Source organism: Paracidovorax valerianellae, from assembly GCF_900102625.1.
Taxonomy (GTDB): Bacteria; Pseudomonadota; Gammaproteobacteria; order Burkholderiales; family Burkholderiaceae_C; genus Paracidovorax; species Paracidovorax valerianellae.
The window spans coordinates 161,050-186,551 of the sequence record NZ_FMZC01000005.1 but is presented as its reverse complement, the minus strand read 5'-3'; the positions used below and the strand labels follow the sequence as shown (position 1 = coordinate 186,551).

Here is a 25,502-nt window from a genome sequence, read left to right as displayed (position 1 = left end):
CTCCTGAATTGATAGCAAAACACCGGCGCAGGCCGGTGTATCGTTTCAGCGGATGCCGACGGTGCTCAGTTGAACTTGCCGTTCACGCCGCCGATGCTGTAGCGGCCGGCGCCCAGCAGCACCACGCTCAAGGCGCCGAACAGGTACAGGCCCTGCAGCTCCAGCGCCCAGCCGCCCTGCTTGTTGAGCGCCATCAGATCGGCCATGTGGACCAGGCCCAGCGCCACCAGCATGTTGACCACCACGATGGCCGCGCCGGCCCGTGCGCCCAGGCCCACGATCATCAGCACCGGCGCAAGGATTTCGCCGACGAACACCAGGTAGCCCAGCGCGCCGGGCAGGCCGGCTTTTTCCAGCATGCCGCTGATGAAGCCCACGCCGTTCTGCAATTTGAAAATGCCGTGCAGCAGCACCAGCACGCCGACGGCCACGCGCAGTACGAGTTTGCCGGCATCGTCCGATGGGGCGGCGGCGGTATGGCGGGATACGTTGTTCATGGGTTCTCTCCTCTCCAGGTCAAAAAACCGCAGTATGCGGGGCCGTTCGGGGCGTGTCAGTGCGTTTTCTCACAATCTGCCGGGATGTCGCACCCGGGCCACGCGCCATGCCCCCACGCCCCACCCATCCCACATCACAGCCTCACATCACAGCCCCACATCCCACACGCCGCAGGCACCCGTGGGGCTGCCGCCGTTCAATCCGTTTTGCCAGCCGGCGCGTTCAACCTGTCGCGCAGCGTGGCGAGGATTTCATCGGACAGCGCAGGCTGGGCGGCGGCGGTCGCCCGTGCCAGCACGAGCCCGCCCACCATGGTCGCCAGCATTTCCATGGCGCGCGCACGGCCTTCGGCACTGATGGGGCCGCCGTCGGGGGCGAGCTCTTCGATCACCCGGGCGAAGCGGTCGATGTTGCGCTCGATGCCCCGCGCGAACACCTCCGACAGGTCGCTGCCCGCCCGGGCCGCGTCCACCGCCAGCGCAGCGGCGGGGCAGCCTTCGCCAGGGCGGTCGCGGTGGGTGGCCGAGAGGTAGCTGTTCACGCGCGTAGCCAGGTTGGTTTCGCCTTCCGCGCCGTCCAGCGGGGCGATCGACCAGTCGAACGCACGGGCGCAGGCCTCGCGCACCAGGGCGTCTTTAGACGCGAAATGCCGGTACAGCCCACCGTGCGTGAGTCCCGCATCACGGGTGATGTCGGCCACCCCAACGCCCGTGAGCCCGCGCTCGCGGTAGAGCCGCGCGGCGGCATCCAGGATGCCTTGCCTGTTTTCTGCCGCCTGGGCCTTGGAAACTTTCATCGCAGAAAACCTCTTTTGATTGCGACCATACGCAATAAATGATCGTGCATTTATGATGACGGCCGCAATCATAAAAGCACGGTCGTCCGTGCACCAACCAGCGAGGCCAATGATGGTGAATCACAAGGTTACCCCGGACGGGGTGTTTTCGAGCGGGGCCGCATGATGCGGCGCGTCGTCGTCACCGGCATGGGGTTGGTGTCCCCCCTGGGCTGCGGTGTGGAACTGGCCTGGGCCCGCCTGCTGTCCGGCGCATCGGGCCTTCGGCGCCTGCCCGAGGCCACCGTGGAAGGGCTGGCCGCCAAGGTGGGCGGCGCGGTGCCCTCCATCGAGGAAGACGCGCAAGGCGGCTGGGACCCCAGTTCGGTCGTCGGCACCAAAGACGCGCGCAAGATGGACCGCTTCATTCCGTTCGCCCTCGGCGCGGCGCAGCAGGCCCTGGCGCAGGCGGGCTGGGCGCCGCCGGATGCCCATGCGGCCCACCGCACCGCCACGGTGATCGCCTCCGGCATCGGCGGCTTCGGCGCCATCGCCGAGGCGGTGCGCACCACCGACACGCGGGGGCCGCAGCGCCTGTCGCCCTTCACCGTGCCGTCGTTCCTGGTCAACCTGGCGGCAGGGCATGTGTCGATACGGCATGGCCTGAAAGGCCCCATCGGCGCGCCCGTCACGGCCTGCGCCGCCAGCATCCAGGCCATTGGCGATGGCGTGCGCATGATCCGCTGCGGCGAAGCCGACGTGGCCGTGTGCGGCGGCACCGAAGCCGCGATCGACCGCGTCAGCCTGGGCGGCTTCGCCGCGGCCAAGTCGTTGTCCACCGGCTTTGCGGACGATCCGGCAGCATCTTCACGCCCGTTCGATGCGGCGCGCGACGGCTTCGTGATGGGCGAGGGCGCCGGCATGCTGGTGCTGGAGTCGCTGGAGCACGCGCTGGCGCGCGGCGCGGTGCCGCTGGCCGAGGTGGTGGGCTACGGCACTTCTGCGGATGCGCACCACATCACCTCGGGGCCGGAAGACGGCGATGGCGCCCGGCGCAGCATGGAAGCCGCGCTGGCGCAGGCCGGTTTGCAGCCGGCCGAGGTGCAGCACCTCAACGCCCATGCCACGTCCACCTATGTCGGAGACCGGGGCGAGCTGGCGGCCATCCGCAGCCTGTTCGGCGAAGGTGCCTCGGTGGCGATCGCCTCCACCAAGGGCGCGACCGGCCATTTGCTGGGGGCGGCGGGCGCCGTGGCGTCGGTCTTCACGGTGCTGGCGCTGCGGGATCAGATCGTGCCCGGCACGTTGAACCTGGACCAGCCCGACGAACTCGCCCAGGGGCTGGACATCGTGGCCCACCGGCCCCGCCCGATGGCGCTGGAGCACGCGCTGGTCAACGGCTTCGGGTTCGGCGGCGTGAACGCTTCGCTGGTGCTGCGCCGATGGATGCCCTGATGTTGATATAAAAATAATAGCTACATCCCCTAGTGGATATTGCGGTGGATGCCTGGAAGACCCTTGCCTTTTGGAGGGCCCCCGGATCAGGTGTACCGCTTGGCTCGCAGGTTGTCCTTCATCTGCTGAAGGCGCGGCTGCAGCGGTTCGCCGATGCGCAGGGCCACGCAGGTGGCGAGCACGTCGATCACCAGCAGGTGCAGCAGCCGCGAAACCATCGGGCTGTAGCGGTCGTAACCCTCGGGGTGGTCGGCGGCCAGGTGGATGTGGCAGGCCAGCGCCAGGGGCGAACCGCTCGCGGTGATGGCTATTGTTGTGGCGCCGTTCTTGCGCGCGATGTCGGCCGCGTCCATCAGGTCGCGCGTGCGGCCCGAGTTGGAGACGATCACCGCGCAGTCGCCCGGCCCGAGCAAGGTGGCGCTCATCACCTGCATGTGGCCGTCGCTCGTGCTGATGCTGGTGATGCCCAGGCGAAAGAACTTGTGCTGCGCATCCTGCGCGACGATGCCCGAGTTGCCGGCACCGTAGAACTCGATGCGCCGGCCCGTCTGCCACGTGCCCGCGATGGCCGTCGCGGCGCGCTCGATAGCGCCGGTGCTGGCAGCGTTGCGGTACTGCAGGAAAGCGGCGGCAGCGTTGTCCACCACCTTCACCAGCACGTCGCCCGTCTTGTCGTCGGCATCCACGCTGCGGTGGATGAAGGGAATGCCTTCGCTCACGCTGCCCGCCAGCTTGAGCTTGAAGTCGGCCAGCCCGTCGTAGCCCATGCTGCGGCAAAACCGCACCACCGTGGGCTTGCTCACGCTGGCGCGGGCCGCCAGCTCACGCACCGGCAGCCGGGCGAAGGCCCGCGCGTCGTCCAGCACGAGCTGCGCCACGCGCTGCTCGGCCGGGGCCAGCGAGGGCAGGGAAGCGGTGATTCGTTCAAGCATCAGTGGGGCCCTTCATCGCCGGGCAGCACGCGCGCTGCAAGCCACCGACGCGGCCTTGACCGTCGGAAGGCCGCGGAGCAGGCCACGCCCGCAGACGCCGTGGAACTGGCTTTGCCAGGCCACGGGCGTCGTCCTCCCTTGGGGGGAACGCGCTGCAGGCGACTCAGGGGGGAGTTCACGCCTCCTCCATCCAGCTGTGCCCGTCGCGCGCCACCATGGCGCTGGCGGCGCTGGGGCCCCAGCTGCCGGCGGCGTAGGGCCGGGGGCCGTCGTCGGAGTCGCGCCAGGCTTGCATGATGGGCTCCACCCAGCGCCAGGCGGCCTCTTGCTCGTCGGCCCGCACGAAAAGGTTCAGGCGCCCGCCGATCACATCCAGCAGCAAGCGCTCGTAGGCGCCCACGCGCTCGGCGCCGAAGCGCTGCTCGAAGTCGAGGTCCAGGTGCACCGGGACCAGCGCCTGCGCCTCGGACACGCGGGTGCCGCGTTTTTCCTGCCCCGCTGCGAACAGGTGCAGGGCCACGCCGTCGCGCGGTTGCAGATGGATCACCAGCCGGTTGGCGGCCCCCAGGGGCGAGCGGTAGATGGGGTGAGGCGTGGGGCGGAAATTGATGGCGATGTGCGCCTCGTGCGAGGCCAGGCGCTTGCCCGTGCGCACGTAGAACGGCACGCCAGCCCAGCGCCAGTTGGCGATTTCGGTGCGCAGGGCGACGAAGGTTTCGGTGCGGCTGCCCGGTGCCACGCCGTCTTCGTCGGCGTAGCCTTTCACGCGCTCGCCGCTCAGGCTGCCCGCCGTGTATTGGCCGCGCACCACGTCGCGGGCCAGCGTCGCGGGCGTCCAGGGGGCCAGGGAGCGCAGCACCTTGAGTTTTTCGTCGCGGATGGCGTCTGCGTGGGAATTGATGGGTGGCTCCATGCCGATCGCGCACAGCAACTGCAGTGCATGGTTCTGCACCATGTCGCGCAGGGCGCCGGTGCCGTCGTAGAACGCGCCCCGCTTTTCCACGCCGAGCTTCTCGGCCATGGTGATCTCGATGCTGGCCACGGTTTCGCGGCGCCACAGGGGCTCGAACAGCGCATTGCCGAAGCGCAGCGCCATCAGGTTCTGTACCGACGGCTTGCCCAGGTAATGGTCGATGCGGAAGATCTGCCACTCGTTGAACACCGAACGCACCGCGGCGTTGATCGCGCGGTTGGATTCCAGGTCGTGGCCCAGCGGTTTTTCCAGCACCACACGGGTGTGCGGCGTGGCCAGCCCGGCGGCGCCGAGCTGCTCGCACGCCGTGGTGAACAGGCCCGGGGCAGTGGCGAGGTACATCACCACCGTGTCGGCCTGCCGTTCTCCCAGGCGCGCCGCCAGCCGGGCGTAGTCTTCGGGCTTGGACAGGTCCATGCGCTGGTACTGCAGCAGGGAGGCGAATTGTTCGAACTCCTCGGCGCTGGGGCGCTTGTCGTCCACCACCGCGGCGAAGCGGCTGGCGATCAGTTCGCGGTAGGCGGCATCGGTGAGGTCGTCGCGCGCTACGCCGATGATGCGGCCGCCTTCGGGCAGCGAGCCATGGCGGAAGGCCTGGAAAAGCGCCGGCAGCAGCTTGCGCCATGCCAGATCGCCCGTGCCGCCGAACAGAACCAGATCGAAACTCATCGTTGTCGCGTCCCCAGAAGATTGGTAAGGAAGGTGTCGGGCATGTTACCGAGTTTCATCATGAGGCGGCGACTGACAGGAACCCCGGTTACCGCGCAATACACTCTGCGGTTGCCGTGCCGCTCGGCCCCGCCTGAGCGCCTTCGCACGCCATCTCACGCCACCTCCGGGAGCATTGCATGAACCAACTCGACGCCCTCAAACAGGTCACCACCGTGGTGGCCGACACGGGCGACTTCCGCCAACTGAGTGCCTACCAGCCGCAGGACGCGACGACCAACCCCTCGCTCATCCTGAAGGCGGTGCAGAAAACCGATTACGCCCCGCTGCTGCAGGACGCCGTGGCCCGTTTCAAGGGGCGCCCGCTGGAAGAGATCATGGACCGGCTGATCGTGCGCTTCGGTTGCGAGATCCTCTCCCTCATTCCCGGCCGTGTTTCCACCGAAGTGGACGCCCGCCTGTCGTTCGACACCATGGCCACCGTCACGCGGGGCGAGCGCATCGTCGAGCTGTACCAGGCCGAAGGCGTGGACACCGCCCGGGTGCTCATCAAGATCGCCGCGACCTGGGAGGGCATCGAGGCCGCGCGCATCCTGGAAGAGCGCGGCATCCACACCAATCTCACGCTGCTGTTCTCGCCCGTGCAGGCCATCGCCTGCGGCCGCGCCAAGGTGAAGCTGATCTCGCCGTTCGTCGGCCGCATCTACGACTGGTACAAGAAGCAGGCGGGCGCCCAGTGGGACGAGGCCGCCATGGCCGGCCCCAACGATCCCGGCGTTCAGTCGGTGCGCCAGATCTACCAGTACTACAAGCACTTCGGCATCGCCACCGAGGTCATGGGCGCGAGCTTTCGCAACCTGGGGCAGATCACCGCGCTGGCGGGATGCGACCTGCTCACCATCGCGCCCGACTTGCTGGCGCAACTGGCGGCCAGCGATGCACCGCTGACCCGCGCACTCGACCCCGATGCGGCCAAGGCCCTGGATTTGCCCGCCGTCGAATACGACGAGCCCGCCTTCCGCTATGCCTTCAACGCCGACGCCATGGCCACCGAGAAGCTCGCAGAAGGCATTCGTGCCTTCGCGGCCGATGCGGCCAAGCTCGAACAGATGATGCAGGCCGCCTGACCCATGACCATTCCCCAACGCATCCGCTGCGACCACACCACCGCCTGGGCGGCACTGCAGGCCCGCTACGACGAGAGCGGCCGCACCTTCGACGTTCGCCAGGCATTCGCCAACGATCCGCTGCGCTTCGAGGCTTTCAGCCAGGAGGCGCCACACCTGTTCGCCGACCTGTCCAAGAACCGCATCGACGAGCCGACCGAGGCGTTGCTCATGCAACTGGCGCGCGAATGCGGGCTGGAGGCCTACCGCGACGCCATGTTCCAGGGCGAGGCCATCAACCACACCGAGCAGCGCGCGGTGATGCATTGGTTGTTACGAAATCCGGCTTCCGCCCTAGAGAATCATGCGGTGAGCGCTCCTGAATTTGTAGCAAACAGCCTGCGCGACGTGCACACCACGCTCGATGCGATGCTGGCGCTGGCCGAGCGGGTGCGGGCCGACACGGGCATCACCGACATCGTGAACATCGGCATCGGCGGCTCCGACCTGGGCCCGTCGATGGTGGTCAAGGCGCTGGAAGACCTGCGCCAGAGCGACAAGCGCCTGCACTTCGTCTCCAACGTCGACGGGCAGGAACTGGGCACGCTGCTGCACACGCTGCGGCCCGAGAACACGCTGTTCCTCATCGCCTCCAAGACCTTCACCACCGCTGAAACCATGTCCAACGCCCACGCGGCGCGCGACTGGTTCCTGTCGCACGGCGGCAGCCCGCGGCAGGCGGGGCGCGTGTGCGTGTCGCGCCATTTCGTCGCGCTGACCACCAACGTCGAAGCCGCGGCGGAGTTCGGCATCGACACCACGCTGGGGTTCTGGGACTGGGTGGGCGGGCGCTATTCGCTGTGGTCGGCCATCGGCCTGCCGATCGCCATCGCCATCGGCGCGGCGCATTTCCGTGACCTGCTGGCCGGCGCCCACGCGATGGACGAGCACTTTCGCCATATGCCGCTGGAGCGCAATCTGCCGGTGCGGCTGGGGCTGCTGGACGTCTGGTACCGCAACTTCCACGGTTTCTCCAGCCGCTGCGTGGCCCCCTACAGCCACGGCCTTCGCCGGCTGCCGGCGTACCTGCAGCAACTGGAGATGGAAAGCAACGGCAAGGGCGTGGACGGGCAGGGCCAGCCTTTGGCGGTGCAGACCTCGCCCGTGGTGTGGGGCGAGCCCGGCACCAACGGCCAGCACGCGTTCTTTCAGATGATTCACCAGGGGCCGGACGTGATTCCGGTCGAATTCATCGCCCTGCGCAAGGGCGCGCGCGACCTGCCGCACCATCACTCCCGCCTGGTGGCGAACGCCCTGGCCCAGGCCAAGGCGCTCATGCTCGGTCGGCCGGACGAACCCGGCCACCGCCATTTCACCGGCAACCGGCCCAGCACGTTCCTGGTGATGGACCGGCTGGCACCGGCTTCGCTCGGCGCGCTCATCGCGTTGTACGAGCACCGCGTGTTCGTGAGCGGCGCGATCTGGGGTATCAACAGCTTCGACCAATGGGGGGTCGAGCTGGGCAAGGTGCTGGCCAAGGAACTGGAGCCGCGCCTGTCCTCGGGCGATGTGGAAGGGCTGGACCCTTCGACCGCCGGCCTGCTGCGGCAATTGCTCTGAACGAAGGGTCGCCCCCGCAGCGGGCGCTGGCCAGCGGGTGAGCAGAAATCCTCGCATGGCGCCCGGTGGAGGGGTGTCGTGCGGGTGTAACGGTGGCCGATAAAGCTCAACGGTGCCGGGTTGCTGCCGATAACGGAGGGAGACCGCGTTGTCTCCTTCCTTATCTCCACCACCGGGCCACCCATGATCCGTACCTCTTCCACCCAGACACGGTTCACGCTGCTGATCTGCGGATTTTTCCTGCTCTTGCTGCTGGGCACCTTCGCTGTCATCCAGCTGTCCGTCACGCCGGACCTTTCCACTCTCGAAGGCAAAGTCGCGGCCAGCAATGTCGACCAGATTTCCGTGCGCATCAGCGAGCAGCTGCGGCAGGTGGAGGCGCAATCGCGCAGCATCACCCAGACGGTGGCCCTGCTTGCCAGCGACCAGATCGATGTCCTGCAGCCGGGGCTGGTCGACCAGTATGGCGACCCCAACGTTTTCGGCGGCGGCATCTGGCCCCTGCCCAACAAGCGGGAACAGGGCAGGGACAAGTTCAGCACGTTCTTCGCGCGCGATGCCAGCAACAAGCTGGTAGTGAACACCCACTGGAACTCCGCTGAATCGCTCAAATACTGGGAGCAGCCCTGGTATGAAAACGGCAAGACGGCGGCCAAGGGCACCTGCAAATGGGCCAAGGCCTACCAAGATGCCGCCAGCCCGCAGCCGCGGACCAACTGCGCCATGCCCATCTACAAGGGCGACGAGTTGTACGGCGTGTCCACCATCGACGTGACGCTGGGCTTCTTCAACCGCCTGGTGGCCGACATGGAAAGCAAGGTCCAGGGCCAGATCCTGATCGTGGAGGGCGACGGCAAGATCGTCAGCAACAGCACGAAGATCCAGGGCAACGTCGTCCTCAAGAACGTCTCCGACATCGCCTCGACTTCGCCCATGGCGGCGGAAATCCAGAAAATGCTGCCCACCCTGCAGGCGACCGCCTCCGCCGAGAGTTCGTTCAAGGACGGGCAGGGGACGCAGGTGCTGTTTTTGAAGCCCATTCCCGGCAGCCCGTGGTTCATTGCCACGGCCATTCCGGCCTCGTTGCTGGCGGTGAACAGCCACCGCATCCTGACCAAGCTCGCCGCCGTGCAGGTGCCCATGGCGCTGGTGCTGCTGGGCCTGATGGTGATGGGGGTGCGCCTGTTCATGAAGCGCCTGGCAGTGCTGAAGAGCAATATCGATGCGCTGTCCGCCGGTGAGGCCGACCTGACCCGCCGCCTGCCGCAGACCGGCGGGGCGGAGTTCAGCGAAGTCGCCGCCAGCTTCAATGCCTTCATCGCGCGCCTGCAAGGCGTGGTGAGCCAGGTGGTTACGGGGGCATCGTCGATCGCATCGGCATCCGGCGAAATCTCCAGCGGCAACCACGATCTATCGGTGCGCACCGAAGAGCAGGCCGCCTTCCTGCAGGAAACCGCCGGCTCGATGGAGCAGATCACCAGCACCGTCAAGCAAAACGCCGAGAGCGCCAATCAGGCCAACCGCCTGGCGACCGACGCCTTCCAGGTCGCGTCCAAGGGCGGCCAGGTGATCGGCAACGTGGTGGAAACCATGGACTCCATCAGCAGTTCGTCCAAGAAGGTGGTCGACATCATCGGCGTGATCGACGGCATCGCTTTCCAGACCAACATCCTCGCGCTGAACGCCGCCGTGGAAGCCGCGCGGGCTGGCGAGCAGGGACGCGGGTTCGCCGTGGTGGCCAGCGAAGTGCGCAGCCTGGCGCAGCGTTCGGCCGAAGCGGCCAAGGACATTAAGAATCTGATCGCCGATTCCGTGGCCAAGGTGGAGTCGGGCAGCGCCCTCGTCGTCCAGGCTGGCACCACCATGAGTGAAATCATCGCCACCAACACCAGCGTCGCGTCCATCATGGGCGAGATCATGGCGGCCAGCAGCGAGCAGAGCCGTGACATCGAACGCGTGAACCAGGCCATTGCCCAGCTCGACACCACGACCCAGCAGAACGCCGCGCTGGTGGAAGAAGTGTCTGCCGCAGCCCGCTCCATGCAGGAACAGACCGACCTGCTGCGGCAGGTGGTGGGCGCCTTCAAGGTGTGAGGCGCTCAAGCCACAGGTCCTGCTGGCGCTGAATTGGTTGCGCCATCCCATAAAAGTCCCCGCCGGTCTCAGACCGGTGGGGGCTTTTTAATGTGTGCGTCGGGGTGGCCGCAATGCACCATTCCTTCCTTCCAGTGACGCCAACGGCATCACCCGTGGAGAAGAGCGTTCATGCCTGGTGCCGCTGCGTGAAGCATAAAAGCCCAAAGAAAAACCCCGCAGGCTTCGCAGCCTGCGGGGTTTTTATGGAGGCGCCGGACAGAAGGGTCTTCAGCCCGGTGCGGCCACCGGCAATTACATGCCCATGCCGCCCATGCCACCCATGCCGCCCATGTCAGGCATGCCGCCGCCAGCAGGCGCGTCATCCTTGGGGGCTTCGGCGATCATGCATTCCGTCGTCAGCAGCAGGGAAGCCACCGAAGCTGCGTTCTGCAGGGCCGTGCGGGTGACCTTCGTGGGGTCCAGAATGCCCAGTTCGAGCATGTCGCCGTACGTGTCGTTGGCAGCGTTGAAGCCGTAGTTGCCCTTGCCAGCCAGCACAGCGTTCACGACCACCGAGGCTTCGCCGCCGGCGTTGTTCACGATTTCGCGCAGAGGGGCTTCGATGGCCTTCAGCACCAGCTTGATACCGGCGTCCTGATCGGCGTTGTCGCCCTTGATCGAGGAACCCACGGCTTGCTTGGCACGCAGCAGGGCCACGCCACCACCAGCCACAACGCCTTCTTCCACCGCTGCGCGCGTAGCGTGCAGGGCGTCCTCCACGCGGGCCTTCTTTTCCTTCATTTCGACTTCGGTGGCAGCGCCGACCTTGATCACGGCCACACCGCCAGCCAGCTTGGCCACGCGCTCTTGCAGCTTTTCGCGGTCGTAGTCGGACGTGGCTTCTTCGATCTGCACGCGCACTTGCTTCACGCGGGCTTCGATGTCTTCGGCAGCGCCGGCGCCGTCGATGATGATGGTGTTTTCCTTGCCCACTTCGATGCGCTTGGCTTGGCCCAGATCGGCCAGCGTGACCTTCTCGAGCGTCAGACCCACTTCTTCAGCGATGACCTTGCCGCCCGTCAGGATGGCGATGTCTTCCAGCATGGCCTTGCGGCGGTCGCCGAAGCCAGGGGCCTTCACTGCCACAACCTTCAGGATGCCGCGGATCGTGTTCACCACCAGCGTCGCCAGGGCTTCGCCCTCGACTTCTTCGGCAATGATCAGCAGGGGACGGCCAGCCTTGGCGACTTGCTCCAGCGTGGGCAGCAGGTCACGGATGTTGCTGATCTTCTTGTCGAACAGCAGCACGAAGGGGTTGTCCAGAATCGCGGATTGCTTTTCAGGATTGTTGATGAAGTAGGGCGACAGGTAGCCGCGGTCGAACTGCATGCCTTCCACGACGTCCAGTTCGGACTCGAGGGACTTGCCGTCTTCCACGGTGATCACGCCTTCCTTGCCGACCTTGTCCATGGCGTCAGCGATCAGCTTGCCGATGGTTTCGTCGGAGTTGGCGGAGATCGAACCCACCTGGGCGATTTCCTTGGAGGTCGTGGTGGCCTTGGAAGCCTTCTTCAGCTCTTCCACCAGAGCCGTCACGGCCTTGTCGATACCGCGCTTCAGGTCCATCGGGTTGATGCCGGCGGCGACGTACTTGAAGCCTTCGCGCACGATGGCTTGTGCCAGCACGGTAGCGGTCGTCGTGCCGTCACCAGCGTTGTCGGACGTCTTGGAAGCCACTTCCTTCACGAGCTGGGCGCCCATGTTCTGCAGCTTGTCCTTCAGTTCGATTTCCTTGGCCACGGACACACCGTCCTTGGTCACGGTGGGGGCGCCGAACGAGCGCTCGAGCACCACGTTGCGACCCTTGGGGCCCAGGGTGACCTTGACCGCATTGGCCAAAATGTTCACGCCTTCGACCATGCGGGCGCGGGCTTCGCCGCCGAAAACTACGTCTTTTGCTGCCATTTGATTTCTCCGGATTCAGTAAACAGGATGTTCAGGAAAAGGGCCTGGAAGGCTTACTTTTCGACGACTGCGAACAGGTCGTCTTCCTTCATCACCAGCAATTCGTCGCCATTGACCTTGACGGTCTGGCCAGAGTACTTGCCGAACAGAACGCGGTCGCCGACCTTCACGTTCAAGGCGATCAGGTCGCCCTTGTCATTCTTCTTGCCGGGACCAACGGCCAGCACTTCACCTTGATCGGGCTTTTCAGCAGCGTTGTCGGGGATCACGATGCCGGAAGCGGTCGTGGTTTCGCTTTCAATACGCTTGACGATCACGCGATCGTGCAGGGGGCGAAGGTTCATTGCATCTCTCCTGGTTCAAAAAAGGATTTCGACATCAACAACGCGCCCGCAAGAGCGGGCGCTTTCTGACTTCAGCGGTCCGGTGCCGGCGTTGCTAGCACTCGTCCGCATCGAGTGCTAATGATACGGGCATTCTTTTGCATTTCAAGAGGGCAGGTTGTTGTCAGCGGTCGGCGCCCTCTGGCGAAGGCCGGCGGCTGGAGCGCAGACGAGGCATGCACCTACAATACCGACCTCCGTGAGGCCGGAGGTGATCCGGCGCCTGATTTGCGCCTGCAGTGCCGAGCAGGCAAGGCGCCGTTCTCGGCGGTGCTCTCAATCAAAACGCCCGACGGCGGGCAGATCAATAGATTCGGGAGTCTGATGGCGTCTTTGCAAGCAACCACCGCGCTGATGGGCATCGGCCTCGCGGTGCTCATCCTCTACCTGATTCGCAGGGACCACCTGTATTTGATGCACGGCCTGTTCTGGGTCGTGGTGGCGGGCGCCGCCGCCATGCTGGGCGCCTGGCCCGGGCTGATCGATCGCCTTGCCAAGCTGCTGGGCATCAGCTATCCCCCTGCGTTGCTCTTGCTTTTGGCCAGCATGGTGCTTTTGGTGAAGTCGCTGCACACCGACATGGTGAACACCCGCATCGAGAGAGACGTTCGCCGGCTGAACCAGCGGCTGGCCCTGCTGCAGGCAGACAACGAAAGCCTGCGCGCGCGCGTGATGGGCGACGGGCCTCAGCCATGACCGTGGCGCAGCCGTTACTGCCGGTGATTCTGTGCGGCGGGTCGGGCACGCGCCTGTGGCCTCTGTCGCGAGAGGCCTATCCCAAGCAATTTCTGACCTTGGCCGGCTCTCGCACCTTGTTGCAGGACACTGCGCTGAGACTGCAGGGCTGGGCCCCTGAAATCGGCATTGCCGCCGACCCCATCCTCGTCTGCAATACCGAACACCGTTTCGTGGCCGCCAGCCAGCTGCTGGCCGTCGGCATCCGCAAAGCACGTGTGCTGCTGGAGCCGGTCGGCCGCAACACAGCGCCCGCGCTGACCCTGGCTGCCCTGCAGGCAGGGGCCGAGGGGCACGATCCCGTCATGCTGGCCATGCCGGCCGACCACGTCGTGCAGGATCTGCTGGCGTTTCATGCCGCAGTCCGGCGGGCTTTCTCCATCGCCGAAGCTGGCGGGCTGGTGACGTTCGCCGTCGTGCCGGACCGGCCGGAAACGGGCTATGGGTACATGCAGTGCCACCCGGCGGGCGTGGAGGGCCCCGGCATCCACCGGATCGCCAGCTTCGCCGAAAAACCCGACGCTCCGACTGCGCAGCGCTACCTGGACGCTGGCGACTATTTCTGGAACAGCGGCCTTTTCATGGTGCGCGCCAGCCAGTGGATTGCCGCCATCCGCGCCTGCCGCCCCGACATTCTTTCGGCTTGCGAATCCGCCATGCAGGGCGCCCAGCGAGACCTCGACTTCATCCGGCCCGACGTATCCGCCTTCGAAGCTTGCCCGTCTGACTCCATCGATTACGCCGTCATGGAACGGTTGCCCCTGATGCCCGAAGTAGGCATTCCCACCTTCGCGGTCGCGCTGCAGGCCGGCTGGTCGGACCTGGGCGCCTGGGATGCATTGTGGAAGGTGCTCGAGCGGGACGGCGATGGCAACGCCACGGTCGGCGACGCGCTGCTGGAAAACAGCGAAAACACGCTGTTGATGTCCACGCACCGGCTCGTGGCGGGCGTGGGCCTGGACCACATCGTCGTCGTCGAAACACCCGATGCGGTGCTGGTGGCCGACAAGCGCCGGACGCAGGACGTCAAACACATCGTGGCCCGGCTGAAACAGGAAGGGCATGCCCTGGCCCACCACCACCGCAAAGTGCATCGGCCATGGGGCTGGTACGACGCCATCGACAGCGGCGAACGCTTTCAGGTCAAACGGATCGTGGTGAACCCCGGTGCCCGCCTGAGCATGCAAATGCACTACCACCGTGCTGAACATTGGGTGGTGGTGCGGGGCACGGCGGAAATCACCAATGGCGACGACACCTATCTGCTGGCGCAAAACGAATCCACGTTCATTCCCGTGGGCCGACGCCACCGTTTGGCCAATCCCGGAAAGACACCCCTTGAGATCATCGAAGTCCAATCCGGGGACTACTTGGGCGAGGACGATATCGTCCGGTTCGATGACATCTATGGTCGGTCTACCAATGCGGAAGGCCTTTCGTGATGAACCGTCTTCAGTCTGCTCACCATGGCCCGACCGGAATAGCCCAGTTGTCATCCGCGCCTGACCAGGCTCTATTTCTCCCGATATAAAAACATGAATCTAGAACAAGCAAGCATTGCCGTGATCGGTCTCGGCTACGTGGGATTGCCCCTGGCAGTGGAGTTCGGCAAGCAGCGCCAGGTCATCGGCTTCGACATCAATGCGGCGCGCATCGCCGAGCTGCAGTCCGGCAAGGACAGCACCCTGGAGGTGAGCCCGGAGGATCTGCAGGTGGCTCGCCATTTGCAGTACAGCGCCAACCCTGAAGACCTGCGCCATTGCAAAGTCTTCATCGTCACGGTGCCCACGCCCGTGGACAAGGCCAATCGCCCGGACATGTCGCCACTGGTCAAGGCCAGCGAAACCGTCGGCAAAGTCATGCCGGAAGGCGCCGTGGTCATTTATGAATCCACCGTGTACCCCGGTGCCACCGAAGAGGTGTGCGTGCCGGTACTCGAACGGTTCAGCGGCAAGACATTCAACGTGGGCTTCTTTTGCGGCTACAGCCCAGAGCGCATCAACCCCGGCGACCGGGTCAACACGCTGACCAAGATCAAGAAGATCACCAGCGGCAGCACCCCCGAGGTGGCCGATGCCGTGGATGCCCTGTACGGCAGCATCATCACCGCCGGAACCCACAAGGCCAGCAGCCTGAAGGTGGCCGAGGCCGCCAAGGTCATCGAGAACACGCAACGCGACTTGAACATCGCCCTGGTGAACGAGTTGTCGGTCATTTTCGAACGGCTGGGCATCGACACGCTCGACGTGTTGGAGGCCGCGGGCAGCAAGTGGAACTTCCTGCCCTTCCGGCCGGGACTGGTGGGCGGCCACTGCATCGGTGTGGACCCCTATTACCTGACCCACAAGGCCGAGGAAGTGGGCTACCACCCGCAGGTCATCCTGGCCGGGCGCCGCATCAACGACAACATGGCGCGGTATGTGGCCCGCAACACCATCCGCCTCATGCTCAAGAATGGCATGGACGTGCCGCGCTGCCGCATCGGCATCCTGGGCATTACCTTCAAGGAAAACTGCCCCGACATTCGCAACAGCAAAGTGGTCGACATGGTGCGGGAGTTCCTCGCCTGGGGCGCAGACGTGGTCATCGCCGACCCTTGGGCCAGCGCCGAAGAGGTGGACCACGAGTACAGCCTGCCTTTGGGGCGCGTCGATGCTGACCATCCTGTGGACGCCTTGGTGGTCGCCGTGGGCCATAACGAATACCGTCAGGCCACGCCCGCGGAACTGCGTGCGTACTGCCGTGGCACGCGGCCAGTGCTGGCCGACGTGAAAAGCCTTTACGACCGCCAGCAAGCCGCAGCGGCTGGCTTTACCGTTTTTCGCCTGTAATTCTTCCTCGGACCCGACATGAAAAATTTCGCCCTCATCGGCGCCGCCGGATATATCGCGCCGCGCCACATGCGCGCCATACAAGACACCGGCAACCACTTGGCGGTGGCGTATGACATCAACGACTCGGTCGGCATCATCGACAGCATTTCTCCGCAAAGCGATTTCTTCACCGAATTCGAGCGTTTCGCGGAGCATGCCCACCAACTCAAACGCAATGTGGCGACCGCGCTGGATTACGTGTCCATCTGCTCGCCCAACTACCTGCACCATGCCCACATCGCCGCAGGCCTGCGCCTGGGCTGCGACGTCATTTGCGAAAAGCCCCTGGTCCCCACGCCCCAGTTGATGGATGAGTTGGCGCGGGTCGAGCAGGAAACGGGAAAGCGCGTTTTCAACATCCTGCAACTGCGCCACCACGACGCGATCCTGAAGCTGCGGGAAAAGGTAGCTGCCGCCCCGAAAGACACCAAGTTCGACGTCGAGCTGACCTACATCACCTCGCGGGGAAAGTGGTATCTGGAAAGCTGGAAGGGCGACCCACGCAAGTCATTTGGCGTGGCTACCAACATCGGAGTGCACTTCTTCGACATGCTGCACTTCATCTTCGGCAAGCTTCAGGACAATCGCATTCACTTGAGCGAAGAAACCAAGGCGGCCGGCTACCTGGAATATGAGCGGGCTCGGGTGCGGTGGTTTCTGTCGATTGACGCCAACGACCTTCCGGACGAAGTCAAAGGCAAGAAGCCTACGTACCGCAATATCGACGTCAGCGGCGAGCAACTCGAGTTCTCCGAAGGCTTCACCGATCTGCACACGACCAGCTATCGTGAGATCCTGGCGGGCCGAGGGTATGGCTTGGCGGATGCGCGGCATTGCATCGAAACGGTGGATGTGATCCGCAGCGCTTCTATTGCGAGCGATACGGATGAGCGTGTGCATCCCTTTGTGCGCCGGAAGGGGTATTGAGAGCATGGAAGCTTCCGGTCTGAAGCCGCTTTCTCAACTCCAGTTGCTATTGTCCGACGTGCAGGGCGCGTTGAAGCTATGGCGTTTCTGGTTGCACTTGGGGCTTGAAGATATTCTCAAGCAGTACCGCAGGTCCTTTCTTGGACCAGTGTGGATATCGATCAACACAGCGATTTTCATCGGTGCTTTCGGTCTGATCGGGTCGCAGGTTTTCAAGATCGATGTGCAGACTTACCTGCCGTTTTTCTGCGTCAGCCATGTCCTGTTCTTGTTTATCTCCCAGTCTATTTCCGATAGCTGTCACACATTCACTTCAGCCGGTGCTTTCCTGAAGCAAACGCCTTATCCCAAGTCTGCCTTTGGATTACGGGTGATATGGCGCAACTTGCTCATGCTGGGACACAACATTCCCATCGCCATCATCGTGTTGCTGGTGTTCGGCGGCTTGGGAAAAGTTCAAGTACTGCCTTTTGTGCTGGGACTTGCCTTTACCGTGCTCTGCGCGGTACTGGTGGCGTGCGTTCTGGGGGCGCTATGTGCTCGATTTAGGGACATCCCAATGATCGTCACCAGCTTTATGCAGATCGCCATGTTTCTCACCCCGGTGATGTGGCAGGCCTCGCAACTCAGCGAGCGAGCCAAGCTGATCGTGCACGTCAATCCGCTCGCGGCCTTTTTGGATTTGATCCGGGCTCCCGTCTTGGGGCAAGCAGTCGATCCCCACAGCTATCTGATGGCCGGGCTGACCTTCATTGCGCTGGTGGCGGCATTTTTCACCATTTTTCTCAAGAGCCGCCGCAGGCTCGTGTATTGGCTCTGAACATGGCAAGTATCGAACTCGACCAGGTGAGCGTCGATTTCCCACTGTTTTCTTCACGCTCGCGCGGACTCCTCAATACTTTGCTGGGCAAGGCACAAGGACACCGAGGCCGAATTGAAGATATCGGCGGTGGCGCGATTGCAGTCAGGGCGCTGCGCAACGTAACTTTGTCCTTCAAGGATGGGGACCGTGTTGGGCTGATCGGGCGCAATGGTGCGGGCAAGTCGACCATGTTGCGTGTGCTGTCCAGTGTCTATGAGCCGACCTCTGGCGTCATGCGCTCATCCGGACACATCTCTTCACTGATCGACCTGATGCTGGGAATGGATCCCGAAGCAAGTGGATATGAATTCATTGCGACACGATGCGTCGTCATGGGCATCAACAGCAAGGATGCGAAAGCACTGGTGCTGGACATCGAGGAGTTCACGGAACTCGGCGATTACTTGCATCTGCCAGTTCGCACCTACTCTTCGGGAATGATGCTGCGGCTCGCCTTCGCTGTGTCCACTGCCGTGGCACCCGACATTCTTTTAATGGATGAAATGATCGGGGTAGGGGACGCGCAATTCATTGATAAAGCCCGTATTCGACTGGAGAACATGATGAGCCGCGTCAAGATTTTGGTGCTGGCCTCTCACAGCGACCCCATTCTCAAGACGTTCTGCAATCAGGGCATCTGGCTGAATGAGGGGCAAATTCGCATGCACGGCAACATCGATGACTGCCTTGCGGCATATCACGCCAGCTAGCCGAACATCAGGAGCATTGGCATGAGCGAGCCTATATATACAACGCACCCAACAGCCATCATCGACCAGGGCGCGCAGATCGGGGCCGGAACTCGCGTGTGGCACTGGGCACATATTTGTGCGGGCGCGCGCATTGGAGAAGGATGCTCATTCGGGCAGAACGTTTATGTGGGCAACGATGTGGTCATCGGCAATAACGTCAAGGTTCAAAACAATGTCAGCGTCTACGACGCTGTCACTTTGGAAGACGACGTTTTTTGTGGCCCGAGCGTCGTGTTCACAAACGTCTACAACCCAAGGAGCAGCGTGAAGCGCAAGCATGAGTACCGTCCAACTCTTGTTCAGCGTGGCGCCACCCTGGGTGCCAATGCCACCATCGTGTGCGGAAGCACCGTAGGCGCACATGCTTTCATTGCAGCAGGTGCGGTGGTCAATCGCGACGTCAAACCATATGCCTTGATGGCAGGCGTTCCCGCTCGCCAAATTGGCTGGATGAGCGAGCACGGCGAGCGACTGGATTTGCCCCTGGAAGGCGACGGTGATGCGACCTGTCCCGACACCGGTTTGCGCTACTCCTTGCGAGATGGCCGGCTTCAGCGTGCTTGAGCCCTTAAACACAATAAGTCCACACATGGAATTCACAGATCTCAAGACCCAGTATCAAAAGCTCCGGCCTGATATCGACGCCCGCATTCAGAAGGTGCTGGAGCACGGTCAGTACATCCTGGGCCCTGAAGTCAATGAACTGGAAGAGCGGTTGGCTGCGTACACCGGCGCGAAATATTGCATCACAGTGGCCAATGGCACGGACGCGCTACAGATCGCTCAGATGGCCCTGGGCATTGGTACAGGGGATGAAGTCATCACGCCTGGTTTTACATACATTGCCACGGCGGAAACCGTTGCCTTGCTCGGTGCACGGCCCGTCTATGTGGATGTCCGGGCTGACACCTACAACCTCGATGCGTCCAAGCTTGAAGCAGTGATCACGCCGAAGACCAAGGCCATCATTCCAGTCAGCCTGTATGGTCAATGCGCGGATTTCGACGCGATCAATGCGGTTGCTGCTCGCCATGGCATCCCCGTCATCGAAGATGCAGCCCAAAGCTTTGGCGCGACCTACCATGGCCGAAAAAGCTGCAATCTCACAACGGTGGCGTGTGCAAGCTTTTTCCCAAGCAAACCGCTCGGCTGCTACGGCGATGGTGGCGCCATTTTTACCAATGATGAAGCGCTTGCGCGAGTGATGCGCCAGATTGCCCGCCATGGGCAAGATCGGCGATATCACCACATACGGGTTGGGGTGAACAGCCGTCTGGACACCTTGCAAGCCGCTGTGCTTCTGGCCAAGCTGGATAGCTTTGACGAAGAAATAAAGTTGCGTCAGCAAGTGGCGGATCGTTATCACCAATTGCTGAAGTCAGCGGGTATTTCTACCATCCCGCTCATCGCAGCCAATCAGCAGAGTGCCTGGGCTCAATACACCGTTCGTGCGCAAGAGCGTGATCGCGTCCAAGCCGTGCTGAGCGAGGCAGGTGTGCCTACCGCCATTCATTACCCACTTCCTTTGAATAAGCAGCCTGCCGTGGCAGACCCGGATGTGCAGTTACCCGTGGGTGATCGTTTGGCTCAAGAGGTGCTGAGTCTGCCCATGGGACCCTTCCTGACCGTTTCCGACCAGGATCGGGTAGTCAGTGCATTGACGAAAGCCATGGAATGACCAGACGCAAGATTCTCACGATCGTGGGTGCCCGACCCCAGTTCATCAAAGCAGCCGCAGTGTCGCGGACCATCCAGTCTGGGTTTGCCGATCAATTGGAAGAACTCATCGTCCATACGGGCCAGCACTTTGACGACAACATGTCGAAGGTGTTTTTCGACGAGTTGGAGATCCCTGCACCCCACGTGCACTTGGCGATATCCGGAGGCAACCATGGTGCGATGACCGGCCGGATGCTGGAGGCGATCGAGGCGGTGCTACTGAAAGAGCGGCCAGATTGGGTGCTGGTCTACGGTGATACCAATTCGACACTGGCCGGCGCGTTGGCGGCTGCCAAGTTGAACATCCCCGTGGCGCATGTGGAAGCAGGCTTGCGATCATTCAACATGCGCATGCCGGAAGAAATCAACCGGATTTTGACGGACCGTGTTTCGACACTGCTGCTGTGTCCCACGTCTACCGCCGTTGGGCATCTTGCCAACGAAGGTCTTACCCGCGGGGTTCACTTGGTGGGGGACGTCATGTACGACGCGTCGCTGTTTTATGGCAGCCTTGCCCTGCAGCGGAGTTCCATCCTTGAACAGCTGCAACTGTCTCAGCGCGGCTATGTGCTTGCAACATGCCATCGTGCCGAAAACACAGACGACCCCTCACGTCTTACGCAGATCGTCGAAGCGTTGGTAGAAGTCGCGCAGGACATGCCCGTTGTCCTCCCTTTGCATCCGCGCACAAGACGCCTTATCGAGGCAACGGGCTTGCAAGCCAACCTGTCCAAGTTGCATGTGGTTGAACCGCTCTCATATCTCGATATGGTGGCGCTGGAGCAAGCTGCAGCAGTCATCATGACGGACTCTGGCGGTGTTCAAAAAGAAGCCTATTTCTACAGGGTTCCCTGCATCACCCTCCGCGAAGAGACGGAGTGGGTTGAAACTGTCACGCCGGGTTGGAACCGCCTGACAGGGGCGACGAAAGATCGCATTCTCTTGGCTTATCGGGACGTCGTCGCTTCGCCCCCGCCTGCGGCCGGTAACGACAATCCCTACGGAAATGGCGATGCATCCGCGCGCCTGCTGCAATTCCTTGCTTCATAACTCTCACTGGAAAATCACATGAAAGTTTTTGTCACTGGTGGCCTCGGCCAAATTGGCTCCCACGTCGTTGAAATGCTGCTTGCTCGCGGCGACGAAGTGCTCACGATCGATAACCTTGCCACTGGCAGGCGTGAACATTTGGATGAGCATCCCCAACTGAAGGTCGTGATCGGCTCTATCGCAGACAAGCCACTGGTGGACCAACTGCTGGGTGAGTTTCGCCCGGACGCGGTGGTTCACACCGCAGCCTCATACAAGGACCCCGATGACTGGTACAACGACACGCTGACGAACTGCGTGGGAGGTTCGAACGTCATCGACGCAGCGAAGCGCAACGGAGTGAAGCGGTTTGTATATTTTCAAACCGCTCTTTGCTACGGCCTGCGCCCGCAACAGCATCCCATCCGCCTAGACCATCCGCGCTTGCCGGGTGGTAGCAGTTATGCCATCAGCAAAACGGCCAACGAGCTGTACCTTGAATTGTCCGGGCTGGACTTCGTAACGTTCCGCTTGGCGAACGTGGTTGGCCCCCGCAACGTGGCTGGTCCGCTGCCCATTTTTTATCAGCGACTCAAGGATGGGAAACGTTGCTTCGTCACCAAGGCACGGCGCGACTTCGTCTTTGTCGAAGATCTGGCTCGGGTCGTCCTCAAGGCATGCGATGGCACCGGACATGGGACATACCATTTTTCATCCGGCACGGATATCGCAATTGAAGAGTTGTACAACGCTGTGGTCACCGCAATGGGCTTCACCGACAAGCCAGAAGCCGAAGTCAAAGAATTGGGCCCGGACGACGTCGCCTCAATCCTGCTGGACCCTTCCAGAACGTTCGAAGATTTTGGTCAACTGACTTTCACACCGCTCCAGCACACGGTAGATACAGCTATCGCTTATTACAAACAGCACGGTACGCTAGGCGAATACACGCATTTGAGACTGGAAAGTGGTCAGAAATGAACGTTTTCATGGCGGTAGGCTTAGTATTTCTTTAGTTTCCGAAAAGATCAAGTAATGATTCTAAATCCACCAAGAATTAATGGGCGATCAGAGGGAATTGATTTGATGCGCGGTGTATGTGCGCTTGCAGTTCTGCTTTTCGCTCATCTTATTTTTTGGTCGGATTTGGTTCATCAAGATGTTCCCTCGAATCTCTTGGTTGTTGGAAGGGCTTTAATATTCATTTTTCAGAAGCACGGTGAGCTGAACCCATTCGTATTGGCATTTATTGTGCTTAGTGGCTATTGTATTCATCGCAATGGATTGCGGCCAAGTGTGGGGATAAAACAATTTTTAATTCGAAGATTTTTCAGAATTGTTCCTGTTTTTTTTCTTGCAACAGTTCTTGGAATGTATTTATTTGGGGTGTCGGTAAATATTGATGTACGGTTAGCATCCATTTTGACTGGGACTTCTGAGATCAAAGGCGAATGCTTAGCCGCAAAATTGCTTCTGATTCCAGCGTTGCTCCCTGTAGCTCATCCTTGCGACTTTCTAGGCAATGCTCCTTCATTGACAGTGATGGTTGAATTGGTTCTCTATATTTTTTATGCTTTGATCTTTTGGAAAGGACCACGGTACTGGCTAGTGGGTATATTAATAATTTCCATTATTGCAGGAATTATTTTTTCTGCAAATAATACAAAATATCCTATTTTATACAACTGGTGGCAAAATAGTTCTGCATTGGCTTTTCTTCCGTATTGGTGGGCTGGTGCGGCGGCAATTGTTCCAAGCTACAGAAAACTGATAAAAAAACATTCGATTGGAATTTTTTGTACATGGCTGGTTTTGTCGTTTATTGCAAATCTTGCTGATAGTGCCATCGCTGCAGAGCTTCGTAAACTTGTTTTTGCAATGGTAATTGCTGGACTGGTAATTCGTCTGGATGAAGCCCCGATTCCTGTAAATCCGCTATCGATGCTTGGAAGAACTGGATACAGCTTATATGCAATTCATGCACCACTCTGTGTAATGTTTTTATTATGGGGTTTTGGATGGTGGCAAACGCTAATCGTGACAGTTGTTTGCGGGATAGGTTGTTATTTTATGTTTGAGCGACCTTTTGATAAATTCGGAAGAAAAATAACTGAGCAACACTTAGTTATAAATTCCAAAAATGAGGTATGAAATAGTATGCGGATTCTGATCACAGGAGGAGCCGGCTGTTTAGGCTCCAACCTTATTGAACATTGGTTGCCAAAGGGGCACCAAATCGCCGTGCTGGACAACTTCGCCACGGGCAAGCGGGAAGTTGTGCCAACGGTCGAAGGTCTTCAGGTACATGAAGGCCATATCGCTGATACGGCTTGGGTGGACAAGACATTCGACGCGTTTGCACCAGAGATCGTCATTCACGCCGCTGCTGCGTACAAAGATCCTGAGGACTGGCGAGAGGACGCGAACACCAACGTCACTGGCAGCATTGCCGTGGCCCGCGCCAGTGAACGTCATCAAGTCAAACGGCTCGTGAATTTTCAGACTGCGCTCTGTTACGGCCGCCCTACCTCATTGCCCATCTCGACGCAGGAGCGTTGCGCGCCTTTCACCAGCTATGGCATCAGCAAAACGGCCGGCGAGCAGTTCATGCTGATGAGCAAGGTGCCTTCGCTGTCTCTTCGCATTGCGAATGTGACTGGCCCTCGCCTCGCGATTGGTCCCATCCCTACCTTTTACAAAAGGCTCAAGGCTGGGCAGAAGTGTTTTTGCTCAGATACCGCCAGGGATTTTCTGGACATGCAGGATTTCCTGCGATTCATGGATCTGGCCATTCAGCAAGATGCCCCGGTCGGCGTCTACAACGTGTCGAGCGGCGAGGAGCACACGATCTTGGAGATCTTTCGCGCGGTAGAGCGTTATTTGGGACTTGATCCGACAGAAGTGCCTGTGGTGCCACCGTTGGCAGACGATGTTCCTGTGGTTTGCCTTGACGCGAGCAAAACAGAGGCGGACTTTGGTTGGAAGTGCCAGCTCGACTTTGAGCAAACCATTCAGCGGCAACTGCAGTGGTATGACCAGCATGGCGTTAACGACGTCTTCAGCCACCTCAAACCGCCTACCGCTGCTTAAATCATGAATGTGAATTCCGCTACGTTTTCTGGACAACGCGTGCTTATCGTTGGGGGCGCAGGCTTCGTGGGCAGTAATCTGACCCACGCAATCCTGCAACAAGATCCACGAGAAATCATTGTCGTGGACAACCTGCTTTCATCAGAGGCAAGCAATATCCCAGCCGACCCTCGCGTGCGCTTTGTGTTTGGGTCGATTACCGACGATCAGATCCTGTCATCGTTGCCCGAGGACCTTGATTACGCATTCCACTTGGCTTGCTATCACGGTAACCAATCTTCCATCGCCAATCCGTTGGCAGACCACGAAAACAATACGCTGACCAGTTTGAAGCTGTTTCAGCGATTGTCTGCCATCAAAGCGCTGAAAAAAGTGGTTTACGCAGCCGCGGCTTGTGCGGTCGCAGAAAAGACTTATGACGTCGCTTCTGCCACGACGGAAGATCAACCTGTCACGCTCTACCATGACAGCCCCTATTCGATCTCCAAGATCATTGGCGAGTTGTATGGAAACTATTTTTTCCAACGAGCAGATTTGCCGTTCGTGAAAGCTCGATTTTCAAATGTGTATGGGCCAAGAGAAATCTTGGGCGCTGGTCAATGGCGCGGCACTACCCATACCGTATGGCGCAACGTAACCCCCACGTTTGTTTGGCGGTCGTTGCAGCAAGAGGCACTGCCTTTGGACAATGGCGGCAACGCTAGTCGTGACTTTATCTTCGTGGAAGACATGGCGCGCGGATTGATGGCATGCGCGCTGAACGGACAGAAGGGTGAAATTTACAACCTGGCTACCGGTCGTGAAACCACGATTCTCGAACTAGCTACTTGGATCAATGAATTCACAGGCAACAAAACACCTCTTGATCTGCGACCTGCCAGAGATTGGGATCGATCCGGTAAACGTTTTGCCTCAACGGACAAAGCCCGCGAACAATTGGGTTTCGAAGCCCAAGTGGACATACGAGAAGGTCTTCGCCGCACGGTTGAGTGGACACAAAACAATGCCCAAATGATCGAGCGGTGCATGGAGAAGCACCAAAAGATGTTGAGCCAACACTGAC

23 protein-coding genes are annotated in these 25,502 nt (G+C 61.1%); 17 read left to right on the top strand and 6 right to left on the bottom strand.

Annotation, left to right across the window (positions count from 1 at the left end; translation table 11 throughout):
- Positions 1-65: 65 nt before the first annotated feature.
- Positions 66-497, bottom strand: coding sequence for a DoxX family protein (locus tag BLT03_RS10770; RefSeq protein WP_092743403.1), 432 nt, complete (start codon positions 495-497; stop codon positions 66-68).
- Between the two features lie 197 nt (positions 498-694).
- Positions 695-1,294, bottom strand: a complete 600-nt coding sequence (locus BLT03_RS10765; RefSeq protein WP_092743401.1) for a TetR/AcrR family transcriptional regulator — start codon at positions 1,292-1,294, stop codon at positions 695-697.
- Between the two features lie 165 nt (positions 1,295-1,459).
- On the opposite strand from BLT03_RS10765, the gene fabF reads away from it, so the two are divergent.
- Entirely contained in the window at positions 1,460-2,728 is a 1,269-nt protein-coding gene (gene fabF, locus BLT03_RS10760; RefSeq protein WP_092743591.1) for a beta-ketoacyl-ACP synthase II, read from the top strand.
- An 86-nt stretch (positions 2,729-2,814) separates the two neighbouring features.
- On the opposite strand, the gene BLT03_RS10755 is transcribed toward fabF, so the two are convergent.
- Entirely contained in the window at positions 2,815-3,660 is an 846-nt protein-coding gene (locus tag BLT03_RS10755) for a MurR/RpiR family transcriptional regulator (RefSeq protein ID WP_092743399.1), read from the bottom strand.
- A 175-nt stretch (positions 3,661-3,835) separates the two neighbouring features.
- Positions 3,836-5,302 carry a glucose-6-phosphate dehydrogenase gene (gene zwf, locus BLT03_RS10750; protein WP_092743397.1) on the bottom strand — a complete coding sequence of 489 codons (1,467 nt, stop codon included), beginning with the start codon at positions 5,300-5,302 and terminating at the stop codon, positions 3,836-3,838.
- A gap of 179 nt (positions 5,303-5,481) precedes the next feature.
- On the opposite strand from zwf, the gene tal reads away from it, so the two are divergent.
- The 3 genes from tal to BLT03_RS10735 all read left to right on the top strand — a co-directional run bounded on the left by tal (position 5,482) and on the right by BLT03_RS10735 (position 10,122).
- A complete protein-coding gene (tal, locus tag BLT03_RS10745; protein WP_092743395.1) occupies positions 5,482-6,429 on the top strand; it encodes a transaldolase in 948 nt (315 codons plus the stop codon).
- 3 nt (positions 6,430-6,432) lie between these two features.
- Positions 6,433-8,028, top strand: a complete 1,596-nt coding sequence (gene pgi, locus BLT03_RS10740) for a glucose-6-phosphate isomerase (protein WP_092743393.1) — start codon at positions 6,433-6,435, stop codon at positions 8,026-8,028.
- 183 nt (positions 8,029-8,211) lie between these two features.
- Positions 8,212-10,122, top strand: a complete 1,911-nt coding sequence (locus BLT03_RS10735; RefSeq protein WP_092743390.1) for a methyl-accepting chemotaxis protein — start codon at positions 8,212-8,214, stop codon at positions 10,120-10,122.
- Positions 10,123-10,416: 294 nt separating this feature from the next.
- On the opposite strand, the gene groL is transcribed toward BLT03_RS10735, so the two are convergent.
- Together groL and BLT03_RS10725 are read right to left on the bottom strand one after the other, a co-directional pair.
- Positions 10,417-12,069, bottom strand: coding sequence for a chaperonin GroEL (gene groL / locus BLT03_RS10730; RefSeq protein ID WP_092743388.1), 1,653 nt, complete (start codon positions 12,067-12,069; stop codon positions 10,417-10,419).
- A 53-nt stretch (positions 12,070-12,122) separates the two neighbouring features.
- On the bottom strand, positions 12,123-12,413 hold the full coding sequence (locus BLT03_RS10725) for a co-chaperone GroES (RefSeq protein ID WP_010462231.1): 291 nt from the start codon (positions 12,411-12,413) through the stop codon (positions 12,123-12,125).
- Positions 12,414-12,776: 363 nt separating this feature from the next.
- Here BLT03_RS10725 and BLT03_RS10720 point away from each other — a divergent pair, with 363 nt between their 5' ends.
- The 13 genes from BLT03_RS10720 to BLT03_RS10660 all read left to right on the top strand — a co-directional run bounded on the left by BLT03_RS10720 (position 12,777) and on the right by BLT03_RS10660 (position 25,501).
- A complete protein-coding gene (locus BLT03_RS10720; protein ID WP_092743386.1) occupies positions 12,777-13,148 on the top strand; it encodes a DUF2304 domain-containing protein in 372 nt (123 codons plus the stop codon).
- Positions 13,145-14,629, top strand: a complete 1,485-nt coding sequence (locus tag BLT03_RS10715; RefSeq protein ID WP_092743384.1) for a mannose-1-phosphate guanylyltransferase/mannose-6-phosphate isomerase — start codon at positions 13,145-13,147, stop codon at positions 14,627-14,629. Before BLT03_RS10720 ends, BLT03_RS10715 begins: the two co-directional genes overlap by 4 nt.
- A gap of 93 nt (positions 14,630-14,722) precedes the next feature.
- The gene (locus BLT03_RS10710) at positions 14,723-16,018 is read left to right on the top strand and encodes a nucleotide sugar dehydrogenase (RefSeq protein WP_092743382.1); all 1,296 of its coding nucleotides are present in this window, start codon (positions 14,723-14,725) and stop codon (positions 16,016-16,018) included.
- An 18-nt stretch (positions 16,019-16,036) separates the two neighbouring features.
- A complete protein-coding gene (locus BLT03_RS10705) occupies positions 16,037-16,987 on the top strand; it encodes a Gfo/Idh/MocA family oxidoreductase (RefSeq protein ID WP_092743380.1) in 951 nt (316 codons plus the stop codon).
- Positions 16,988-16,991: 4 nt separating this feature from the next.
- A complete protein-coding gene (locus BLT03_RS10700; RefSeq protein WP_175537727.1) occupies positions 16,992-17,807 on the top strand; it encodes an ABC transporter permease in 816 nt (271 codons plus the stop codon).
- A 2-nt stretch (positions 17,808-17,809) separates the two neighbouring features.
- Complete coding sequence (locus BLT03_RS10695) at positions 17,810-18,559, top strand: ABC transporter ATP-binding protein (protein ID WP_092743589.1); 750 nt, start codon at positions 17,810-17,812, stop codon at positions 18,557-18,559.
- A 21-nt stretch (positions 18,560-18,580) separates the two neighbouring features.
- Positions 18,581-19,165: an acyltransferase gene (locus BLT03_RS10690; protein ID WP_092743376.1), complete on the top strand. Its 585-nt coding sequence runs from the start codon at positions 18,581-18,583 to the stop codon at positions 19,163-19,165.
- Positions 19,166-19,190: 25 nt separating this feature from the next.
- Positions 19,191-20,279, top strand: a complete 1,089-nt coding sequence (locus BLT03_RS10685) for a DegT/DnrJ/EryC1/StrS family aminotransferase (RefSeq protein WP_092743587.1) — start codon at positions 19,191-19,193, stop codon at positions 20,277-20,279.
- A complete protein-coding gene (gene wecB / locus BLT03_RS10680) occupies positions 20,276-21,370 on the top strand; it encodes a non-hydrolyzing UDP-N-acetylglucosamine 2-epimerase (protein ID WP_092743374.1) in 1,095 nt (364 codons plus the stop codon). Before BLT03_RS10685 ends, wecB begins: the two co-directional genes overlap by 4 nt.
- A gap of 18 nt (positions 21,371-21,388) precedes the next feature.
- The gene (locus BLT03_RS10675) at positions 21,389-22,330 is read left to right on the top strand and encodes an NAD-dependent epimerase/dehydratase family protein (protein WP_092743372.1); all 942 of its coding nucleotides are present in this window, start codon (positions 21,389-21,391) and stop codon (positions 22,328-22,330) included.
- 54 nt (positions 22,331-22,384) lie between these two features.
- Positions 22,385-23,500, top strand: a complete 1,116-nt coding sequence (locus BLT03_RS10670) for an acyltransferase family protein (protein ID WP_092743370.1) — start codon at positions 22,385-22,387, stop codon at positions 23,498-23,500.
- 6 nt (positions 23,501-23,506) lie between these two features.
- Positions 23,507-24,439 (top strand): NAD-dependent epimerase/dehydratase family protein, encoded by a 933-nt coding sequence (locus tag BLT03_RS10665; protein WP_092743368.1) that lies wholly within the window; start codon positions 23,507-23,509, stop codon positions 24,437-24,439.
- Between the two features lie 3 nt (positions 24,440-24,442).
- Positions 24,443-25,501, top strand: a complete 1,059-nt coding sequence (locus BLT03_RS10660) for an NAD-dependent epimerase/dehydratase family protein (RefSeq protein ID WP_175537726.1) — start codon at positions 24,443-24,445, stop codon at positions 25,499-25,501.
- Position 25,502 lies beyond the last annotated feature (1 nt).